Here is an 18,528-nt window from a genome sequence, read left to right on the forward strand (position 1 = left end):
GGGAGTACGGGGCGGGCGGGCGGAGTCAGTCCAGCCGGTCGGCGGCCTCCTGCTCGCTGAGGGCATCGATCTCCGCGATCAGCAGGGCCTCGATCCGGGCCGCCAGGGCCGCCGGGGTGGGGCTCTCGAAGACGTCGCGGATCGACACGTCGAGGCCGACCCCGGCCCGGATGCGGGCGGCGATCCGGGTGACCAGGAGCGAGTCCCCGCCGAGGGCGAGGAAGTCGTCCAGTACGCCGACCTTCGGTACGCCGAGCACCTCCTGCCAGAGCTCGACCACCAGGGCCTCGGCATCGGTACGGGGCGCCAGGTACCTGGCGGCTGCGCCCGCGGGGTCCGGGTCGGGCAGGGCCGTGGTGTCGAGCTTGCCGTTGGCGGTGAGCGGGAGGGTGTCGAGCGGCACCACGGCGTCCGGCACCATGAAGGCCGGCAGCCGCAGGGCCAGGTGCTCGCGCAGTTCGCCTGGCAGCGGCACGGCAGCTGCGTACCCCTGTCCGGCGGCCGGCCGCAGGACGGCGTAGGCGATGAGCCGGCGGCCGTCGCGGACGAGTACGGCCGCGCGGCTGACGGCCGGGTGGGAGGTGAGGGCGGCCTCGATCTCGGCGGGCTCGATCCGGTAGCCGCGGATCTTGACCTGGCCGTCGGCGCGGCCGAGGAACTCCAGCTGCCCGTCGGTGCGCCACCGGGCGCGGTCCCCGGTGCGGTACATCCGCCCGTCCGGGACATCGGTGAACGGATCCGGGAGGAAGGCCTCCGAAGTCAGGTCGGGCCGGGCCAGGTAGCCGCGGGCGAGGCCGCGGCCGCCGATGTACAGCTCGCCCTCGGAGCCGGCGGGCAGCAGGCCGCCGCGCTCGTCCAGGAGGTAGAGCCGCACGCCCGGCAGCGGACGGCCGAGCGGCGGGCGCTGCCCGCCGGCGGTGGCGCCGCCGGGGTGGTCGCCGGGGGTCCCGTTCGGGCGGCCGGAACCGCCGCCGTGCCCGCTGTCGGGGCCGCTCGGGTGCCCGCCGCCGAGCTCGCCCGCGGTGACGATGACCGTCGCCTCCGTCGGGCCGTACGTGTTGACCAGCCGGACGCTGTCGCCGTGCCGCTCCCGCCACCGGGCGAGGGTGGCCGCGCGGGCCTCGGAACCGCCGAGGACCACCAGTCGCAGCGCCGGCGGCCACGGAGCCTGGTCTCCGAGCGCCACCAGCTCCTCCCAGTACGCGGTGGGCAGGTCGAGCACGGTGACGGACCGTCCGGCCTCGCCGCGCAGCAGGTCGGGCAGCATCCGTCCGCCACCGGGCAGCAGGACGACGCAGGCGCCGGCGGTGAGGGCCGGCCAGATCTCCTCGGCGTGGGTGTCGAAGCCGATGGAGGCGAACTGGACGATCCGGTCCCCGGGCCGGAGCCGGTAGCCCTCCGGCCCGGCCATCCACCGCACGCGCTCCGCCAGAGCGGCGTGCTCGACGGCGACCCCCTTGGGCACGCCGGTGGAGCCCGAGGTGTAGAGGACGTACGCGAGGCCGCCCGGGTCGCTCCCGGGCAGCGCGGCCCCGGCGGGCCCCGGGCTCTCGGGCCCGGGCCGGGTGCCCGCGGGCCCGGCCGCGGTGTCCGGATCGCCGGCGACCGGCACCGGGACGGCCAGCACCGGGACCCCCAGGTCCGGCTGCTCGCCCCCGGTGAGCAGCAGGGCGGCGTCCGCTTCGCCGAGCATCAGCCGCTGCCGCTCGGCCGGGTGCGCGGGGTCGAGCGGCAGGTAGCCGGCGCCGGCCTTCCAGATCGCCAGCAGGGCGGTGACCAGGGCGAAGGACGGCTCGATCCGGACGCCCACGGCGCGGCCGGCCACCGGTCCGAGCCGTCGGGCCAACTCGTCGGATAGGCGGTCGAGTTCCCCGTAGGTGAGGATGCGGCCCGCGCATTCGAGGGCGGGCGCGCCGGGGCGCACGGCCACCTGTTCCGCGAAGCCGCGCAGGACCGGGCGCGCGTCCTCGGCGTCGGCGGGTCCGGCGCCGAGGGTGAGCAGCGCGGCGCGCTCCTCGCCGGTCAGCAGCCAGTCACCGTGCAGCGGGACCCGTACGTCCGCGACGGCGCGGGCGAGCAGGTCGCGGACCCGGCGTGCCAGGGACTCCACCGTGGCGCGCTCGAAGAGCTCCCGGTCGAAGCAGAAGGAGAGGGTCATCCCGCCGTCCGGGGTCCGCCAGCTGTCCAGTAGCAGATCGGTCTTGGCCCGGTCGAAGCCGGAGTCCATGCCCGCCGTCCGGACCCCCGCGGGCAGCGAGGCCCGCTCGTCGGCGCCGGCCAGTTCGTACTGGCTCTGGTGGACGAACACCGCCTGGTAGAGCGGTCCGACGCCGGGCAGTACGGGCAGCCCCAGCTCGGCCGCCACCCGCTCGACCGGGAGGTCCTGATGGCTCAGCGCGGCCATCGTCGCGGAGCGCACCCGGCGCAGCACGGTGTGGAAATCCGGATCGCCGGTGAGGTCCGCACGGATCACCCCCGTGCGGGAGAAGTAGCCGAGCAGGGCCTCGTGGGCGGTCTCGTTGCGGCCGGCCAGCGGGGTGCCGACGGCGAAGTCGTAGCTGCCGCTCCAGCGGGCCAGTACGCACTGGTAGGCGGCCAGCAGCACCATGAACGGGGTGCACCGCTGCTCACGGGCCAGGGCATCGAGTCCGGCGACGAGCTCGGCGCCGAGGGCGAGGTCGGCGAAGCCGGCCGGGTGGGCGGGCTCGGCGGGCCTGGGACGGTCCAGCGGCATCCGCAGCGGGCCGGTGCCGGCCAGCCGTCCGCTCCAGTACCGGACCGCCTCCTCGGCGGCGCCGCCGTCCAGCCTGCTCCGTTCGGCGCGTGCGAAGTCACCGAACTGGAGCTTGAGGTCCGGCAGTTCGGCGGGAGCCTCGCCGATCTCCTCGCGGTACAGGGCGAGCAGCTCGCGCCACAGGACCGTGAACGACCACCCGTCGGAGACGATGTGGTGGACCACCACGCTCAGGGCGTGCTCGTCCTTGTCGGCGCTGACCAGGACGGCCCGCAGCGGCGGGCGTCCGCCCAGGTCGAAGGGGGCGTTGACGAAGGGGGCGCAGGCCGCGGTGAAGGTTTCCTCCGCGGCGTCCGGCACCGGAACCAGCGTGAGTTCCGCCTCCCGTACGGGCTCCACGAGCTGGACGGGATGCTCGCCGTCCAGGGCGAACCGGGTGCGCAGCACCTCGTGCCGTGCGGTGAGCCGGGTGAGCGCCGCGCGCAGCGCCCGCGGGTCGATCGGCCCGCTCCAGCGCCGGTTCAGGTACATGTTGAACCCGGCGTCCTCGGGGTTCAGTTGCTGGAGGAACCAGAGGCGGCGCTGCTCGTCCGTCAGCGGATAGCGGGCGATCGGGGTCGGGTGAGTCATCTGTTCGTCTCGCTCTTCGTGCGGGCCTGCAGGGTCTCCAGGCCGATCAGGTCGTCGGACTCGGCGTCCGGGACTTCCCGGTCGAAGCGGGCCAGGACGGGAATGCAGAGGCTGATCAGGACCAGTGCGGCCATGGCGAGGCCGAACACCAGGTACAGCAGGCCGATGCCGCGCCCGTCGCCGGTGCCGATCAGCGCGCCGACGCTGGAGGCCAGCGCGCCGCCCTCGTCCATCAGGGGCTGGAGCAGCCCGGGGCCGGCCGGGGCGACCAGGGCGAAGCCGATCGGCAGGGTGGACCAGGCGACCAGGGTGTTCACCGCGATCACCCGGCCGTGGAAGCGCATCGGCACCTTGGTCTGGATGACCGTCGCGTAGATGCCGTTGAGCAGCGCCAGCCCGTACGTCATGCCGAACGCGCCGGCTGCGACCACGGTCACCGAGGGCCGCAGGCCGGTGAGGACGCAGGCTGCGGCGAGGCCGAGCGTGGCGAACAGGACCCCGCGCAGGCGCATCCGGCGCGGGCCTCCCCAGACCAGCAGGGTGAGACCGCCGAGGACGGCGCCCAGCCCGGCCGCCGTGGAGACCCAGCCGGCCGCCGCGGTGGAGGAGAAGGAGAGCACGAGCGGGGTGATGAGCAGGAAGAGGGGGGAGAGGAAGATGTTCAGCGCCGCGAACCAGAACAGCATGGCCCGGAAGTGACGGCTCCCGAGGGCCCGTTGGAAGCCGGCCCGGATCTCGGCGGCGACGCTCTCGCGGCGGGCGGCGGCCATCACGTCGGGGAAGCGCACCGCCAGGGTGACACCGGTGGCGATCAGGTAGCTGACGACGTCGAAGACGAGGATGCCGCCGAGGCCGATCACGTGCAGAATGCCGACCGCGATCAGCGGAACGAGGAACTGGGCCAGCCCGAGGGCCATTTGGACCACACCGTTGGCGCGGCCGAGGAACCGCTTGGGCACCAGCTGCGGCACCGCCGAGCCCCAGGCGACGCGCTGGAAGGCGAGCGCCGCGGAGAGCAGGGAGATCATCACGTAGCAGTGCCAGATCTCCAGCGAGCCGGCGAGGTAGAGCCCCAGCAGGGCGGCCTGGGTCAGGCCGGCCGCGACGTCGCCGTAGAGCATCACCCGGCGGCGGTCGCCGCGGTCGACGATGGCGCCGGCCAGCGGGGCGACCACGATGCCGGGCACCAGGCCGCAGGCGGCGAGCATGCCGAGCTGGAACAGCGAGCCGGTCTGCAGGTAGATCCAGATCGGCAGGGCGAACTCGGTGAGCGCCGAGCCGATCATCGAGAGCTGCTGGCCGGTGGCGATGGCCAGGAAGCGGCCCATGGTCGGGCGGACCGGCTGGCGCCGGCGCTCGGCCTTGCGGGCCTTCCGCGGTGTCCCGGGTTGCCCGGCCGCATCCGGCCGTACCGGTTCCGCAGCGGGTTCCGTCACGGAGTCCCGTCCGGGTTCCGGCTCCGCCCCGGCTGCGTCGCGCGACAGCCCGGCCAGCCACCAGGTGGCATCGGGGGTACGTGTGTGGCGCGCCTCCTCGCCGGCGGCGATCGAGCGGTGCACCCCGGTCACGATGCCGGCCAGCTCCTCGGCGCGGTACTTGAGGTAGAAGTGCCCGGCCTCGTCCAGGACCACCACGGCGGTGGTCCCGGCGATCCGGTGCCACTCGCGGAACCGCTCCTGGTAGAACTCGGTGGCCGGATCCCGGTCGCCGCAGACGGCGATCACCGGCGCCGTGAGGGTGCCTCCCTCGCTCTCGTACAGCTCGCCGAAGTAGCGCTCGGCGCCCAGGGTGCCGACCCGGCGGTTGTGCACGATCAGCCGCAGCTGCTCCTCGTCCACCTCGTCCACGTCCAGGCCCGCCGCGGCCAGGGCGTTGATCATGCCCTGGTCACTGCGCAGCCGGGCGGCCAGCTCGGCGAACCGCTCGGCCAGCGCCGCGCCGCGGCCCTTGGGGCGGGCGAACGGGAAGATGCCGCCGAGGTGGACGGCGTCGATCTCCCGGCCGGCCGCCTCCACCCGGCGGGCGATCTCCACGGTCAGCCGGACGCCGACCCCGCAGTGACCGTAGAGCACCAGCGGTCCGGCGACGTGGGCGACGATCTCCTCCGCGCAGAGCCGGGCCACCTCGTCGATGTCCATTGCCTCCTCGCCCAGCTCGTGGCCGGGTACGGCGATGGAGTGCAGGGCCCAGTCCGCCGGCATGGCGTCGGCGAGCGGCTTGTAGATCAGCGCGCTGCCGCCGCCGTAGGGGGCGCAGACCACGCTGGCGGCCACCGTGCGGCGCTCGGGGGTGAGCAGGTGGAGCAGCCGGCGCGGACCGCGGTCGGCCTCGGGGGTGGCGACCAGTTCGGCGAGCCGGCGGACCGTGGGGTGCTTGAAGAGGTCCATCACGCTGACGGGGGTGGCCAGTTCGGGGAAGGCGCGGCGCATCCGGGCGACCACCTGGGTGGCGAGCAGGGAGTGGCCGCCGAGTTCGAAGAAGTCGTCCAGCGCGCCGACCCGGGGGAGGTCCAGCAGGTCCGCCCACATGGCGGCGATCACCTGCTCGGTCCCGTCCTCGGGGTCGACGTGGGTGCCGGCCGCCGGGCCGTCCGCCGGCTCGGGCAGCGCCTTGCGGTCGATCTTGCCGTGGGCGAGCAGCGGCAGCCGTTCCAGTACGACGTAGCGGGCCGGGACCATGTAGTCCGGCAGCACCTCGCCCAGGGCGGCGCGCAGCGTCGCGGCGGCGGGCGGTTCGCCGCCGGCGGGGCGCTCCAGGTAGGCGACGAGTCCCTGCTTGACGCCCTCACCGCGGGTCAGGACCACCGCCTGGGTGATGCCCGGCAGGGCGGTCAGTGCGGCCTCGATCTCGCCGGGCTCGACGCGGTAGCCGCGCACCTTGATCTGGTCGTCGCTCCGGCCGAGGTAGTCCAGGGTCCCGTCGGCGCGCCAGCGGGCCAGGTCGCCGGTGCGGTACATCCGCGCGCCGCCGCTTCCCGGGGCGTACGGGTCCGGGAGGAAGCGCTCCTCGGTCAGGTCCGGCCGTCCGAGGTAGCCCCGGGCCAGCCGGTCCCCGCCCACGTACAACTCGCCGGTGACGCCCGGCGGAACGGGGTGGCGGTCCTCGTCCAGCACGTAGCAGCGTCCGCCGGCCAGCGGGCTGCCGATCGGGGTGCTGCCCGGTGCGTCCAGGCCCTCGGCGGTGACCTCGTGGACGGTGATCCCCACCGTCGCCTCGGTCGGCCCGTAGTGGTTGAACACCGCGCACCGGCCCAGTGCGGCGATGCCCGCCGCCCAGGACCAGCTGCTGGCCTCGCCGCCGAGGACCAGCGAACGGCGCGGCAGCAGCCGCTCGATCGGCGCGTCGGCGGTGAGCGCGGCCAGGTGGGACGGGGTCATCTTCAGGTGGTCGATGCCGGCCCGCTCGATCTCCGCGGCCAGTTCCACGCCCGCGATGCGGCGCGGCAGCAGGTGGACCCGGCCGCCGGTCGTGAGCGCCAGGTAGAGCATGGTCATGCTGAAGTCGAAGGAGAGGGACTGCAGCAGTCCGAAGGAGGCGCCGGGCTCGATCCGCAGCCGTTCGCCCGCGCCCGCGAGGTAGTTGAGGATCTGGCGGTGCTGGACCGCGACGCCCTTGGGGGCCCCGGTGGAGCCCGAGGTGTAGATCACGTACGCCAGGTGGTCGGGGCCGGAGACCTCCTCCAGGGGCGCCCCCTCGCCGTCGGCGTGGGTCTCACGGCCGTCGGTCAGCAGGTCGGCCGCCGGGTGGTCCCCGAACCGCGGCCGCAGCACGCTGTCGGTGATGAGGACCTTGGCTCCGGCGTCGGCGACCAGGTGGGCGAGCCGGGCGGGGGGCTGTTCGGGGTCGAGCGGCAGGTAGCCGCCGCCGGCCTTGAGGACGGCGACCAGGGCGACCGCCAGTTCGGGGGACTGCTCCAGGCAGACGGCCACCCGGTCGTCCGGACCCACCCCCAGCGAACGCAGGCGCCGGGCCATGGCGTTGGCGTGCCGGTCGAGGTCGCCGTAGGTCAGCGTGCGGTCCTCGAAGACCAGCGCAGGTGCGGCAGGCGTACGGGCCGCCGCCCCGGCCAGCGCCTGCGTGAGCGTGGCGGGACCGCCGTCGGGCAGCGGGGGACCGGCGGCCCAGGTCCCCAGTACGGCGGCCCGCTCGTCGGCGCCGAGCAGCGGGAGCCGGTCCACCAGCAGGGTGGGGTCGGCCGCACCGGCCGCGGTCAGCAGCTCGAAGCGCTCGGCGAGACGCTCGACGGTCCCGGCGTCGAAGAGGTCGGTGCGGTACGTGAGCAGCCCGTAGAGGCCGCCGTCCGGCTCCTCGCGCATGTAGAGGGCGAGGTCGGCGTGCGTGGTGGTGGCCTCGTAGCCGAAGCCCTCGGTGTCCAGGCCGGCGGTGGGGGTGGTGGCGCGGTCGCCGTAGTTCTGGAAGGCGAAGGTGGTCTGGAAGACGGCGGCGCGGCTGACGTCCCGTTCCACCGCGAGATCGCTGACCATCTGCTCGAACGGCACCTCCTGGTGCGCGTACGCGTCGAGCGTGGTCTCGCGGACCCGGCTGATCAGCCCGCCGAAGTCGAGGCCGGCCGAGAGCCGCGCGCGGATCGGCAGCATGTTGACGAACGCGCCGACGACGCCCTCGAGTTCATGGTGGAGGCGGCCGGCGACGGCGGAGCCGACGGCGAAATCGCGCTGGCCCGCGTGCCGGCCCAGCAGGGCCTGGAAGGCGGCCATCAGCACCATGTACGGCGAGGCGCCGTAGGTCCGTGCCACCTCGGCGACCCGGCGGGAGAGTTCGGGGCTCCAGCGGAACTCCGTCGCCGCCCCGTCGAAGGTGAACAGCGGCGGGCGGGGCCGGTCGGAGGGCAGCTCCAGGGCGGGGACACCGTCGAGTTCGGCGCGCCAGTGCGCGCGCGAGGCGGCGAGCCCTCCGTTCTCCAGCCGGTCCCGCTGCCAGGCCGCGTAGTCCCCGAACTGGACGGGGAGGGCGGGCAGTTCCCCCGGAGTGCCATGGGCGTGGTGGGCGTAGCGGAGGTCGAGCTCGCGGTTGAGGAGGTCGATCGACCAGCCGTCGCAGATGATGTGGTGCATCACGAGGGCGAGGACGTGGTCGTCCTCGGCGATCCGGACGACCAGGGCGCGCAGCAGCGGGCCGGCCTGCAGGTCGAAGGGTTCGGCGATCAGCGCGCCGAGTGCGGCGGCGGCGCGCGCCTGCGGATCGGGGTCCGCGGTGGCGTCCAGGTGCCGGGCCGCGAACGGTGCCGGCTCGACGACCAGGACCTCGGCGGTGCCGGCCTCGGTGGTGCGGAAGGTCATCCGCAGGCTCTCGTGCCGGGCCACCAGGTCGGTCAGCGCGGAGTCCAGCGCGGCGCGGTCGAAGGCTCCGCGGAGCCGGCGGGCCGGCGCCAGCGTGTACGCGGTGGAGCCGGGGGCGAACTGGTCCATGAACCAGAGCCGTTCCTGGCCGCTGGAGAGCGGCGGCGAGCTGTCCGCCGGGCGGGGGTCCACGGCCCGGGCGGGGGCAGCGGTTCCGCGCAGCCGCTGACTGAGGAGGGCACGCTTGGCTGCGGACCAGTCGGTGGGCAGGTCCTGGGTATCCGTCATCGGGTTCCTGTTCGGGCGTGCGGCAGGGAAATCGGAGGGTGCGGGGCGCCGGGCCGGGCCGGCGCGGGCGCGGCGTGGCGGGGCGCCGACCGCGGCCGAGCGGCCCGCGCCCGGCCTACGGGGCGCAGGGCCGGGGCCGGGCCGCATCGTTCGCGGAGCGTGTCGCCGGGCCCGGCGGGCGCCGGGGAGAGCCGGAGAGAGCCGGTGAGAAGCGGTGGGAGTCGGTAAGGAGCGGAGGCGGCCGGAGGGCCGGAGAGAAGGGGAGGGGCCGGTAAGGAGCGGAGGGGGTCGGAGGGGGCCGGCGAGGAGCGGTGGAGTCGGAGGGGGCCGGAGGGCCGGACTACCTGCGCTCGCGGACGGCGGCGGCGATGCCGGCCGGGGTCGGGACGTCGAAGAAGACGTCGAAGTCGAGCTCCACACCGAGCGCGTCGCGGATCCGGACGGCGATCTGGATCACCGTCAGTGAATGCCCGCCGAGGTCGAAGAGGTCGTCCTCGGGGCCCACGTCGGGCAGGTTCAGCACCTCGGCCCAGATCCGGCGGACCGTCGCGGTCGTCCCGTCGCCGTCCGCGCCGTCGCCATCGGCGGCCGTGTCGGAAGCCTGCGGCACCGGAGCCTCGCGCGGCGGTACGGGCAGGGCCCGCCGGTCGAGCTTGCCGTTCGGGGTCAGGGGCAGGCGCTCCAGGGCGAGCCAGCGCTGCGGCACCATCGCGGCCGGCAGCGTGCGCGTCAGGTGCTCGCGCAGGTCGGCGGGGGAGGGCGCCGGGGCTCCGGTCGCCGGGATCAGGTAGCCGGCCAGGAAGGGCTCGCCGTCCTCCTCGGTGCGGACCGCCACGGCGGCCTGGGCGAGGGCGGGATGCTCCAGCAGGGCCGACTCGATCTCGCCGAGCTCGATCCGGTGGCCGCGGATCTTGACCTGGTCGTCGATCCTGCCGAGGAAGTCGAGTTCGCCGTCGGGGGTCCAGGCGGCGCGGTCCCCGGTCCGGTAGAGCCGGGAGCCGGGCGGGCCGAAGGGGCTCTGCACGAAGCGCTCGGCGGTGAGTTCGGGGCGGCCGAGGTAGCCGTGGGCGACGCCGTCCCCGCCGATCAGCAGTTCTCCGGGGATGCCGAGCGGGGTGGGGTTCAGCTGCTCGTCGACGACGTAGGTCCGGGTGTTGGCGATCGGGCGGCCGATCCTGACCTGCTGCGGATCGGCGGGGAGTTCGGCGCAGGTGGACCAGATGGTGGTCTCGGTGGGCCCGTACACGTTGAACAACCGGGCGGTACGAGAGCGCAGTTCGCGGGCGAGCGGCAGCGGCAGCGCCTCGCCGCCGGCCAGGCCGGTGACGGCGGTGAGCGCGTCCGCGCCGGTCCCCGCCGCCAGCATCACCCGCCACCCCGACGGCGTGGCCTGGACGTGCGTGACGCCCTCGGCGGCGATCAGCGAGAGCAGGCCGGCGCCGTCGACGGCGAGGCCGTCCGGGGCCAGGACCAGGCGGCCGCCGGTGATCAGCGGCAGGTAGAGCTCCAGCGCGGAGATGTCGAACGAGAGCGAGGTCAGGCCGAGCCAGGCGTGCCGGGGGCCGGAGCCGAGGCGGTCGGCGAAGGAAGTGAGCAGGTTGACCAGGGCCCGGTGGCCGACCGCGACACCCTTGGGGCGGCCGGTGGAGCCGGAGGTGTAGAGGACGTACGCCACGTCGTCCGGACCGGGGGCGGCGGCTTCGGTGGCAGCACCGCGGCCCGCCGCGGCCTCGTCCGGCGCCGACGGCGCGGGAACCCGTAGGACCGCAGGGGCGGCCTCGGCGACCGCGGGCGCGGGCTCGCGGTCGGCGAGCACCAGGACGGCTCCGGAGTCGCGCAGGACGAGGGCGAGGCGCTCGGCCGGATAGCCGGGGTCCAGCGGCAGGTACGCCGCCCCGGCGGCGAGGACCGCGAGCAGCGCGGCGGGCAGGTCGGCGGTGCGGTCCAGGTGGAGGGCGACCAGGTCCCCGGGCTGGACACCGCCGGCCCGCAGAGCGAGGGCCAACTGGTCTGCCCGGCGCAGCAGTTCACCATACGAAAGATCGCGGCCCGAAGCGCTGACGGCGATCGCCCCGGGGGTCGCCGCGGCCTGGGCGCGGACCAGGTCGAGCACGGTCCGGTCGGCCGGGTAGGGCCGCTCGGTGGCGTTCGGAGCGGTGGTGACGGCCCGGAGCTCGGCGGTGTCCAGCAGTGGCAGGTCCACCAGCCGGGCGCCGGGCGCGGCGACCGCGCCGGCGAGCAGGGTGCTGTAGTGGCCGGCGATCCGGCGGGCGGTTTCCGGAGCCAGCACGGCCGGGTCGTACTGGAGGCTGAAGTCGAGGCCGCCGCCCGGAGCGCCGTCGGTACCGGGGGCTTCGACGACCTGGAGGTGGAGGGTGTTGCGGGCCGTGCGGTTGGGCACGGCCCAGGCGATCCGGCCGCCGGTGCCGGTGAAATCCGGGTCCGGGCCGCGCTGGCGGTAGCCGAGCGAGACCGGGGTGAGGCCGACGCGGGGGGAGAGCCCGGTGACGGCGGTGCCGAAGGGGACGCCGCGGTACGGATAACCGGCCCGCAGCTCGGCCCGGACGGCCGCGGCGAACCCGGCGAAGGTCTGCGAGGCATCGGCCGCAGGTGCGTGGACGGGCAGTTCGTTCACGAACAGCCCTATCTCCGCGCCGAGTTCGGTTGTGCGGGTGGAGAACGGGACGGACACCGGCACCGCCTCGCCGCCGTACCGGCGCAGCAGCCCGTGCAGGGCCGCGAGCAGGAACTCGAAGACGGTGGTGCCGCCGAGCGCGGCCGCGGCGGCCAGTGCACCCGCCTCGGCTTCGTCGAGGCGCCATTCGACCGCTTCACCGGCCCCGGCGACGGTCGGGGTGCGCGGCGCACCGGGCAGGACCGGATCGGTGGCGGCGGCCCAGCGCGGCCCGTACCACTCGGCGGCTCGCCGGACGGTGCTCGGATCCGGGGTCGGTGCGGTCGCTACGGTCGGCACGCCCGGCGCGGCGGTCACGGGCAGCGGCGACGTCGAGCCGTACGCGGCCGCGAGGTCCCGGAGCAGGACGTCCTTGGAGTTCCCGTCGAAGACGGAGTGGTGGGCGGTGACCAGCAGTTCGGCGCTGCCGTCGGCGCGCCGGTGCAGGGTGAAGCGGCCGAGCGGGCCGGTCCCCAGGGCGAAGGGCCGGGCGGCCTCCTCCTCCAGCCGCTTCTCCAGGTCGGCCTCGTCCGCCGGTGCCGCGAGCTGCACCAGTTCCGGCCGCTGTGCCGCCGGCTCCTGCCAGACCTGGCCGTCCCGCTCCACCAGCCGCGCCGCGAGGGCCGGATGACGCCTGGTCACCGCATCCACTGCGCGGACCAGCGCCGCCGTGTCGATCCGGTCGAAGGAGACCCGCACCGGCATGTGGAACGCCTCGCGGGCCAGGCCCAGCCGTTCGGTCAGCCAGACGCCCTGCTGGGCCGGGGAGGCCGGGGTGCGGTCGGGCAGGGGGAGTACTTCGGGCATGGGCAGCTCGCTTAGGACGTCGGAGCAGGGTCGAGGAGCGGCACGGGTGAGCGTGCGGAAGCGGCTTGGCACGGGCTGCCGCACGCCGGGGCTCCGGAAGCCAACGGCGGTCCGGAACAACGGGGTTCGGTGGGGCAGCGGCCACGGTGTGGCGTCCGGTCCTCCCCCGGGGACCGGCCGACGGCCGTGAGCGGTCTGGACCCCCGGACGTCGCGGGACATCCGGGGTCGTCCGACAGCGCGGGCCCCCGCCCGAGCAAGACAATTGGTCCAGACCTGTCGAGAGATTCGCACAACGCCCAATCACCGTCAAGGGCCGCCCATGGCTGGAATCGGCCGCCGCGGGGGCGTCCTTCCGCCCCCGCCCATCCCCTGATTTCCGTAGCCGCGATCACCGCTGACGGTGTGTCAACCCCCAACTTTCCAGAGGTGAATAGGTCGAGGTGGGGACACCTGAGGTCGGTCTCGACGCACCCCTCCGGCCGACCGGGACAGGGTGCGCCCCCTGAGTGGGCGCATCGACCGGACCGGACCGGCGGCCGCCCTCGTCCGCATGCATACGGTCGGCGGCATGTTGGCGTGTTCTTTTCGATTCCCGGACGGCTGCCCGCCCAGCGATCATGGGTCCTCCCTGTGTGCGAACGCACAAGGAACCATTGGCGCCGACGGACACGGTGTACGTCGCGGCCGAAGCGTGCGTGGGGGGCATTGTCAGTGCCCCGGGAGAAGATCCCTCCATGACGATCGATTACGCCGCTGAGGCGCAGTTCGGCCTGCCCGCCCCCCTCGACTACCCCGCCGCGCTCCGGCGACTGCGCGAGGCGTCCCGGGCCTACTACGGGGGCGAGAGCGGGCTGCTCGACGACGCCGCCTACGACGCGCTGCGGCTGTCCGTGCTCGCCTGGGAGGCGGAGCACCCGGACGAGGTCGCCCAGGATTCCCCGACCGGTCTCGTGGGTGACGGGGCCGCCCCCGTCGGAGACATCGCGCACACCACCCGGCTGCTCAGCCTCGACAACGTCTTCGACCCGGACGGTCTGGTCGCCTGGGGAGCCTCGCTCCAGCGCCGCCTGGGCCACGAGCCCGCCGGCGGGTTCACCGTCGAGCCGAAGATGGACGGCGCGGCCGTGGCCGCACGGTACCGGGACGGCCGGCTGGAGCAGATCATCACCCGCGGCGACGGTACGCACGGCGAGGACGTCAGCCACGTCATCGGCACCATAGAAGGCCTGCCCGAGCGGCTCCCGGTACCCGCCACCTTCGAGGTGCGCGGCGAAGTCCTCTTCACCCAGCAGCAGTTCGAGACGGCGAACGAGGTCCGCACCGCGCACGGCGCACAGGTCTTCGCGAACCCGCGCAACGGCACCGCCGGCACCCTGCGGGCGAAGGACCGGCCGTACCGGCTCGCGATGACCTTCTGGGCGTACGGGGCGGTCGAGCTCGACGGCGTGGCCCTCGCACCCTCCGGCGCCACCCACGCGGAGCTCCTGGCCGCAGTAGCCCGGGCAGGAGTCGCGACCACGGCCGACACGCCCGCCGGTCTGCACCTGGTCGCCACCCTCGCCGAGGCGCAGCGGAAGGTCGAAGAGATCGCCGCGCTCCGCCCGGTCCTGCCCTTCGGCATCGACGGGGTCGTCATCAAGGCGAACGACTCCGCCGAGCAGGCCGAGGCCGGCTTCGGGAGCAGGTTCCCGCACTGGGCGATCGCCTTCAAACTGCCCGCCGTCGAGCGGCGGACCGTGCTCAAGGACGTGGTCTGGGAGGTGGGCCGCACCGGTGTGCTCGCCCCGACCGCGATCCTCGACCCGGTGGACATCGACGGATCCACCGTCACGCGGGCCACCCTCCACAACCCCGCGGACATCCGCCGCCGCGACCTCCACCTCGGCGACACCGTGACCGTGTACAAGGCGGGCGACATCATTCCGCGCGTCCAGGCCGCCGTCACGGGCCTGCGCCCGGACGGGGCGCTCGAGGTGCCGCTGCCCACGGCCTGCCCCCAGTGCGACGGAGAGATCAACAAGGAGCAGGAGCGCTGGCGCTGCGCGAAGGGGACGGCCTGCGCACTGCCCGCGCTGATCGAGTACGCCGCCGGCCGCGACATGCTCGACATCGACGGCCTGGGCAGGACGTACGTCCGGGCCCTCGTCGAGTCCGGTGACGTCGCGGACGTCGCCGACCTGTTCACCCTCACCGAGGAGCAGCTCACCGCCGCCTCCGGGAGCGCCAAGCGGGGCGCGAAGCTGGCGGAGCAGATCGCGGCCGCCAAGTCCCGCCCGCTCAGCCGGATCTTCTGCTCGCTGGGAGTCCTCGGCACCGGACGCAGCATGTCCCGCCGCATCGCCGCGTACTTCGGCACCATGGACGCCATCCGTCAGGCGGACGCCGCACGGATGCAGGAGGTCGACGGCATCGGCGGGGAGAAGGCCCCGGTCATCGTCGAACAGGTCGCCTCCCTGGCCGCGGTCATCGACAAGCTGGTGGCCGCAGGCGTGAACATGAGCGAGCCGCGGCAGCCGGAGGAGACGGGCGAGGGTCCGCTCGCCGGGAAGACGGTCGTCGTCACCGGCAGGATGAGCGGCCCGCTGGCGGGCGCGGGCCGCTCGGAGATCAACGCACTGATCGAGAAGGCCGGCGGCACGGCGGGCAGCAGCGTCACCTCCCGGACCGCCTACCTGGTCTGCGCGCCGTCCGCGAGCGGGAAGCCGAGCTCGAAGGCGGTCCGGGCCGCCGAGTTGGGCGTCACGGTCCTGACCCCGGAGCAGTTCGCGGAACTCGTGGCCGAGTTCGTGGCCGACCTCGGGGGCGTTGGCTGAAAGCGGCGGTCGGTGGAGGACACCTTAAGGGTTCATTAAGGCCGGTCTGCGCATGCTCGTTCCCCGTTCGCACGAATGTCGCCCAACGGAAACGTACGCAGACCGACTCCTCCCCTCCGACCGATCCAGGACCCCGCTTCATGATCCGCTTGTTCACACGCCGCCCGCGCGGCACCTCCTACCGGCGGGCCGTGACGGTGGCGGCCGCGCTGACGCTGACCACCCTCACCGCCTGCTCCTCCCTCAACGGCGTCGTCTCACCGGCCGCCGTCCGGGCCGCGGTCGCCCGCTCCGGGGGCGAGCAGGCCTCCGGCCCGGTGGACTGTACGGTCGCCAAGTGCGTGGCCCTCACCTTCGACGGCGGCCCGAGCGAACCGACCCCGCGACTGCTCGACTTCCTGAAGGAGGCGCAGATCAGGGCCACGTTCTTCCTCCAGGGGAAGGGCCACACCGACACCTATCCCGACACCGTGCGCCGCATGGCGGCGGAGGGCCACGAGATCGCGAACCACACGTGGTCGCACGAGAACCTCACCGAGCTCAGCCCGGACGGGATACGCGCCGAGATCGAGCCGGTCCAGCGGGACATAGAGAAGGCCACCGGCCACGCGCCCACCCTCATGCGCCCGCCGGGCGGCGCCACCGACGACAAGGTGTCGAAGGTGCTGAAGGAGCTCGGACTCGCCCAGATCCTGTGGAGCGTCACCGCGAAGGACTTCGCGACCACCGACACCGCGCTCATCGTGAAGCGCGTGCTCGACCAGACCGAGCGGGACGGGATCATCCTGCTCCACGAGCGGTACGCCGGAACCATTCCCGCGGTCCCCACGATCGTCCGCGAGCTCCACGACCGCGGCTACACCTTCGTGACCGTCTCCCAACTGGCCGCACCCGCGACCCTCGAACCGGGCAAGGTCTACCGGCCCTGACCGGGGCGCGCCGGCCTACGCGGGCAGCCGCAGCAGGAACGCCGCTCCCCGGTCGGCCGGGACGACGGCGAGGGTGCCCCCGTGGCGCTGTGCCAGGTCCCTCGCGATGGCGAGGCCGAGGCCGGTGCCACCGGTGTCACGGGTACGGGCTTCGTCGAGGCGGGTGAAGCGCTCGAAGACGCGCTCGCGGTCGGCTCCGGGGATCGGGGCGCCGTCGTTGTGGACGGTGCACTCCAGCCGGCCGGGCCGCGGGTCGAGCGTGACGGTGACCCGGGTCGAGGCGTGGCGGGCCGCGTTGTCGAGGAGGTTGCGCAGCAGGCGCCGCAGCTGGTCACGGTCGCCGTGCAGGGTGACCGGCTCCGCGGGGGCGTCGAGAACGAGCTCCGCACCGGCTTCGGGCCGGGTGTGCGGGAGTTCGAGGAGGAGTTCGCGGACGAGCTCGGTGAAGTCCACGAGCGCGGTGTCCACCACCGCCCCGGGGGTGGCGTCCAGCCGGGCGAGCGTCAGCAGGTCGTCGACGAGGTACTGCAGTCTCCGCGTGGCCTCCAGGGCGTCGCCGAGGGCGGCGGGCCGCTCGGGATGGGCCACGGCGACATCGAGGACGGTGCGCAGACCCGTGACCGGGCTGCGCAGTTCGTGAGCCGCGTCGGCGATGAAACGGCGCTGGCGGCGGGCATGGGCGTCGAGCACGTCGAGGGTGCGGTTGGTGGTGCGGGCGAGCCGGGTGATCTCGTCCTCGGCCAGGGGGACCGGCACACGGGTGCCGGAGCCGGGCTGGTCGACGGTGGCGAGGCGGGTGCGGATGGCCTCGACCGGCCGCAGGGCACGGGTGGTCGCCACCCAGGCGCTGAGGGCGACGACCAGGGCGGCCAGCGGCACCGCACCGCTCAGGGCGGGGAGGAGCGCGTCGGCGGTCCGGGCGGCTTCGGACCGGGTGATGGCGACGTAGACGGTGTAGCGCCCGGCCGGGGCCGCCGACGGGCTGGGGGTGCTGGGGGAGTGCACCTCGATGCTGGTGCCGGCCATGTCGACGGTCAGCCCCGCCAGGGTGGCCGCCTGGGCGAGGCAGCCGGGGAGGGGCTCCCCGGTGGAGGCCCGGGAAGGGTCCTCCCGGCAGGCCGGATCCGGGTCGCCGAACCGGACCGACCGTACGGTGGCCCAGGCGGGCGGCGCCGACGCGGGCGCGGGCGTGAGCTCCTTCAGCGCCCCGGGGAACGCCCGGGGGAGCCAGGAGTCGAAGGGGCCGTCCGGGCCGATGATCAGTACCGGCGAGCGGTCGAGGATGTCGCCGGTGGTCTCCCGGTCCCTGGCCCGGACACCGGCGAACTCCAGGGCCACGGCCCGGGACTGGCCCAGGGCGCGGCCGCGCGCCTCCTCCATCTCGGTGGCGTACACGTCGCGGTGCAGCCACCACGCCCCGGCGCCGGCGAGGACCAGGGCGGCCGTTCCCGCGGCGAGAGCGGTACGGGCCCGGGTCGGCAGGCCCAGCCACCAGGCGGACCACCACACGGGCCTCCGGGCGGGATCGCGGTCGGGGTCGCCGGGTGCGGCCTCAGGCATGGGACTCGTCCAGCCGGTAGCCGTGTCCCCGGACGGTCACGATGCTCCGGGTGCCGTAGGGCTGGTCGATCTTGCGGCGCAGGAGGCTGACGTAGACCTCCACGATGCTCGCCGCGCCCCGGTAGGCGATGTCCCACGCCTCGCCGAGGATGGCCTCCTTCGACAGCACCCGGCCCGGCTCCCGCATCAGGCATTCCAGCACCGCGAACTCCTGGCCGGTCACCTCGATGCGCTCATCGCCGCGCCCACAGGTCCGCGCCCCCGGGTCGAGCCACAGGTCGCCGGCCCGCAGCACCTCCTGCGCCCCGGAGCCCGCGGCGCCCGCGCCCCCGCCGGCGCTGCGGCGGATCAGAGCGCGCAGGTGCGCGGTGAGGACGAGCAGGGAGAACGGCTTCGTCAGATAGTCGTCCGCCCCGATGTCCAGGCCGTGCGCCTCGTCGCGCTCCCCGTCCCGGGCGGTCAGCATCAGCACCGGAGTGCCGATGCTCAGGGCCCTGAGCCGCCCGCACACGGCGAACCCGTCCAGGGAGGGCAGCATGACGTCCAGGACGATCGCCGCGAACCCGCCCGTGGCACCCAGCTCCACCGCGGTCAGACCGTCGGACGCCAGGGTGACCGCGTACCCCTCGGCCTCCAGGCCGTCCCGCAGCGCGGCCGCGATCACCGGATCGTCCTCCACCAGCAAAATGTCCACCTTGTCAGGATGCCATCCGGGAGCCCCCGCCCTCGCCCCCGATCGTGCCCGCCCCCCTGCGAACCGGCCTTCAGGAACGGCTAAGCATGATCTGCGC

The 18,528-nt window shown here is 74.5% G+C and carries 7 protein-coding genes; 2 read left to right on the forward strand and 5 right to left on the reverse strand.

Annotated elements, in window-relative coordinates; translation table 11 throughout:
• Nucleotides 1–25: 25 nt before the first annotated feature.
• The 3 genes from NLX94_RS07290 to NLX94_RS07300 all read right to left on the reverse strand — a co-directional run bounded on the left by NLX94_RS07290 (nt 26) and on the right by NLX94_RS07300 (nt 12,433).
• Complete coding sequence (locus tag NLX94_RS07290) at nt 26–3,364, reverse strand: amino acid adenylation domain-containing protein (RefSeq protein ID WP_254381755.1); 3,339 nt, start codon at nt 3,362–3,364, stop codon at nt 26–28.
• Complete coding sequence (locus NLX94_RS07295; protein WP_254381756.1) at nt 3,361–8,952, reverse strand: non-ribosomal peptide synthetase/MFS transporter; 5,592 nt, start codon at nt 8,950–8,952, stop codon at nt 3,361–3,363. Before NLX94_RS07295 ends, NLX94_RS07290 begins: the two co-directional genes overlap by 4 nt.
• A gap of 340 nt (nt 8,953–9,292) precedes the next feature.
• On the reverse strand, nt 9,293–12,433 hold the full coding sequence (locus NLX94_RS07300; RefSeq protein WP_254381757.1) for an amino acid adenylation domain-containing protein: 3,141 nt from the start codon (nt 12,431–12,433) through the stop codon (nt 9,293–9,295).
• Between the two features lie 736 nt (nt 12,434–13,169).
• Between NLX94_RS07300 and ligA the strand changes: the two genes are divergently transcribed.
• Nucleotides 13,170–15,248 (forward strand): NAD-dependent DNA ligase LigA, encoded by a 2,079-nt coding sequence (gene ligA, locus NLX94_RS07305; RefSeq protein ID WP_254381758.1) that lies wholly within the window; start codon nt 13,170–13,172, stop codon nt 15,246–15,248.
• Between the two features lie 140 nt (nt 15,249–15,388).
• Entirely contained in the window at nt 15,389–16,177 is a 789-nt protein-coding gene (locus NLX94_RS07310) for a polysaccharide deacetylase family protein (RefSeq protein ID WP_254381759.1), read from the forward strand.
• A 15-nt stretch (nt 16,178–16,192) separates the two neighbouring features.
• On the opposite strand, the gene NLX94_RS07315 is transcribed toward NLX94_RS07310, so the two are convergent.
• Entirely contained in the window at nt 16,193–17,737 is a 1,545-nt protein-coding gene (locus NLX94_RS07315; protein ID WP_254381760.1) for a cell wall metabolism sensor histidine kinase WalK, read from the reverse strand.
• Nucleotides 17,730–18,431, reverse strand: a complete 702-nt coding sequence (locus NLX94_RS07320; RefSeq protein WP_254381761.1) for a response regulator transcription factor — start codon at nt 18,429–18,431, stop codon at nt 17,730–17,732. Before NLX94_RS07320 ends, NLX94_RS07315 begins: the two co-directional genes overlap by 8 nt.
• Nucleotides 18,432–18,528 lie beyond the last annotated feature (97 nt).

Source organism: Streptomyces sp. TBY4, assembly GCF_024213195.1.
Taxonomy (GTDB): domain Bacteria; phylum Actinomycetota; class Actinomycetes; order Streptomycetales; family Streptomycetaceae; genus Streptomyces.

Excerpts from the sequence above, each read along its gene's own strand:
- NLX94_RS07295 (WP_254381756.1), bottom strand. The coding sequence starts at position 8,952 with ATGACGGATACCCAGGACCTGCCCACCGACTGGTCCGCAGCCAAGCGT.
- ligA (WP_254381758.1), top strand. The coding sequence starts at position 13,170 with ATGACGATCGATTACGCCGCTGAGGCGCAGTTCGGCCTGCCCGCCCCC.
- NLX94_RS07300 (WP_254381757.1), bottom strand. The coding sequence starts at position 12,433 with ATGCCCGAAGTACTCCCCCTGCCCGACCGCACCCCGGCCTCCCCGGCC.
- NLX94_RS07290 (WP_254381755.1), bottom strand. The coding sequence starts at position 3,364 with ATGACTCACCCGACCCCGATCGCCCGCTATCCGCTGACGGACGAGCAG.
- NLX94_RS07315 (WP_254381760.1), bottom strand. The coding sequence starts at position 17,737 with ATGCCTGAGGCCGCACCCGGCGACCCCGACCGCGATCCCGCCCGGAGG.
- NLX94_RS07310 (WP_254381759.1), top strand. The coding sequence starts at position 15,389 with ATGATCCGCTTGTTCACACGCCGCCCGCGCGGCACCTCCTACCGGCGG.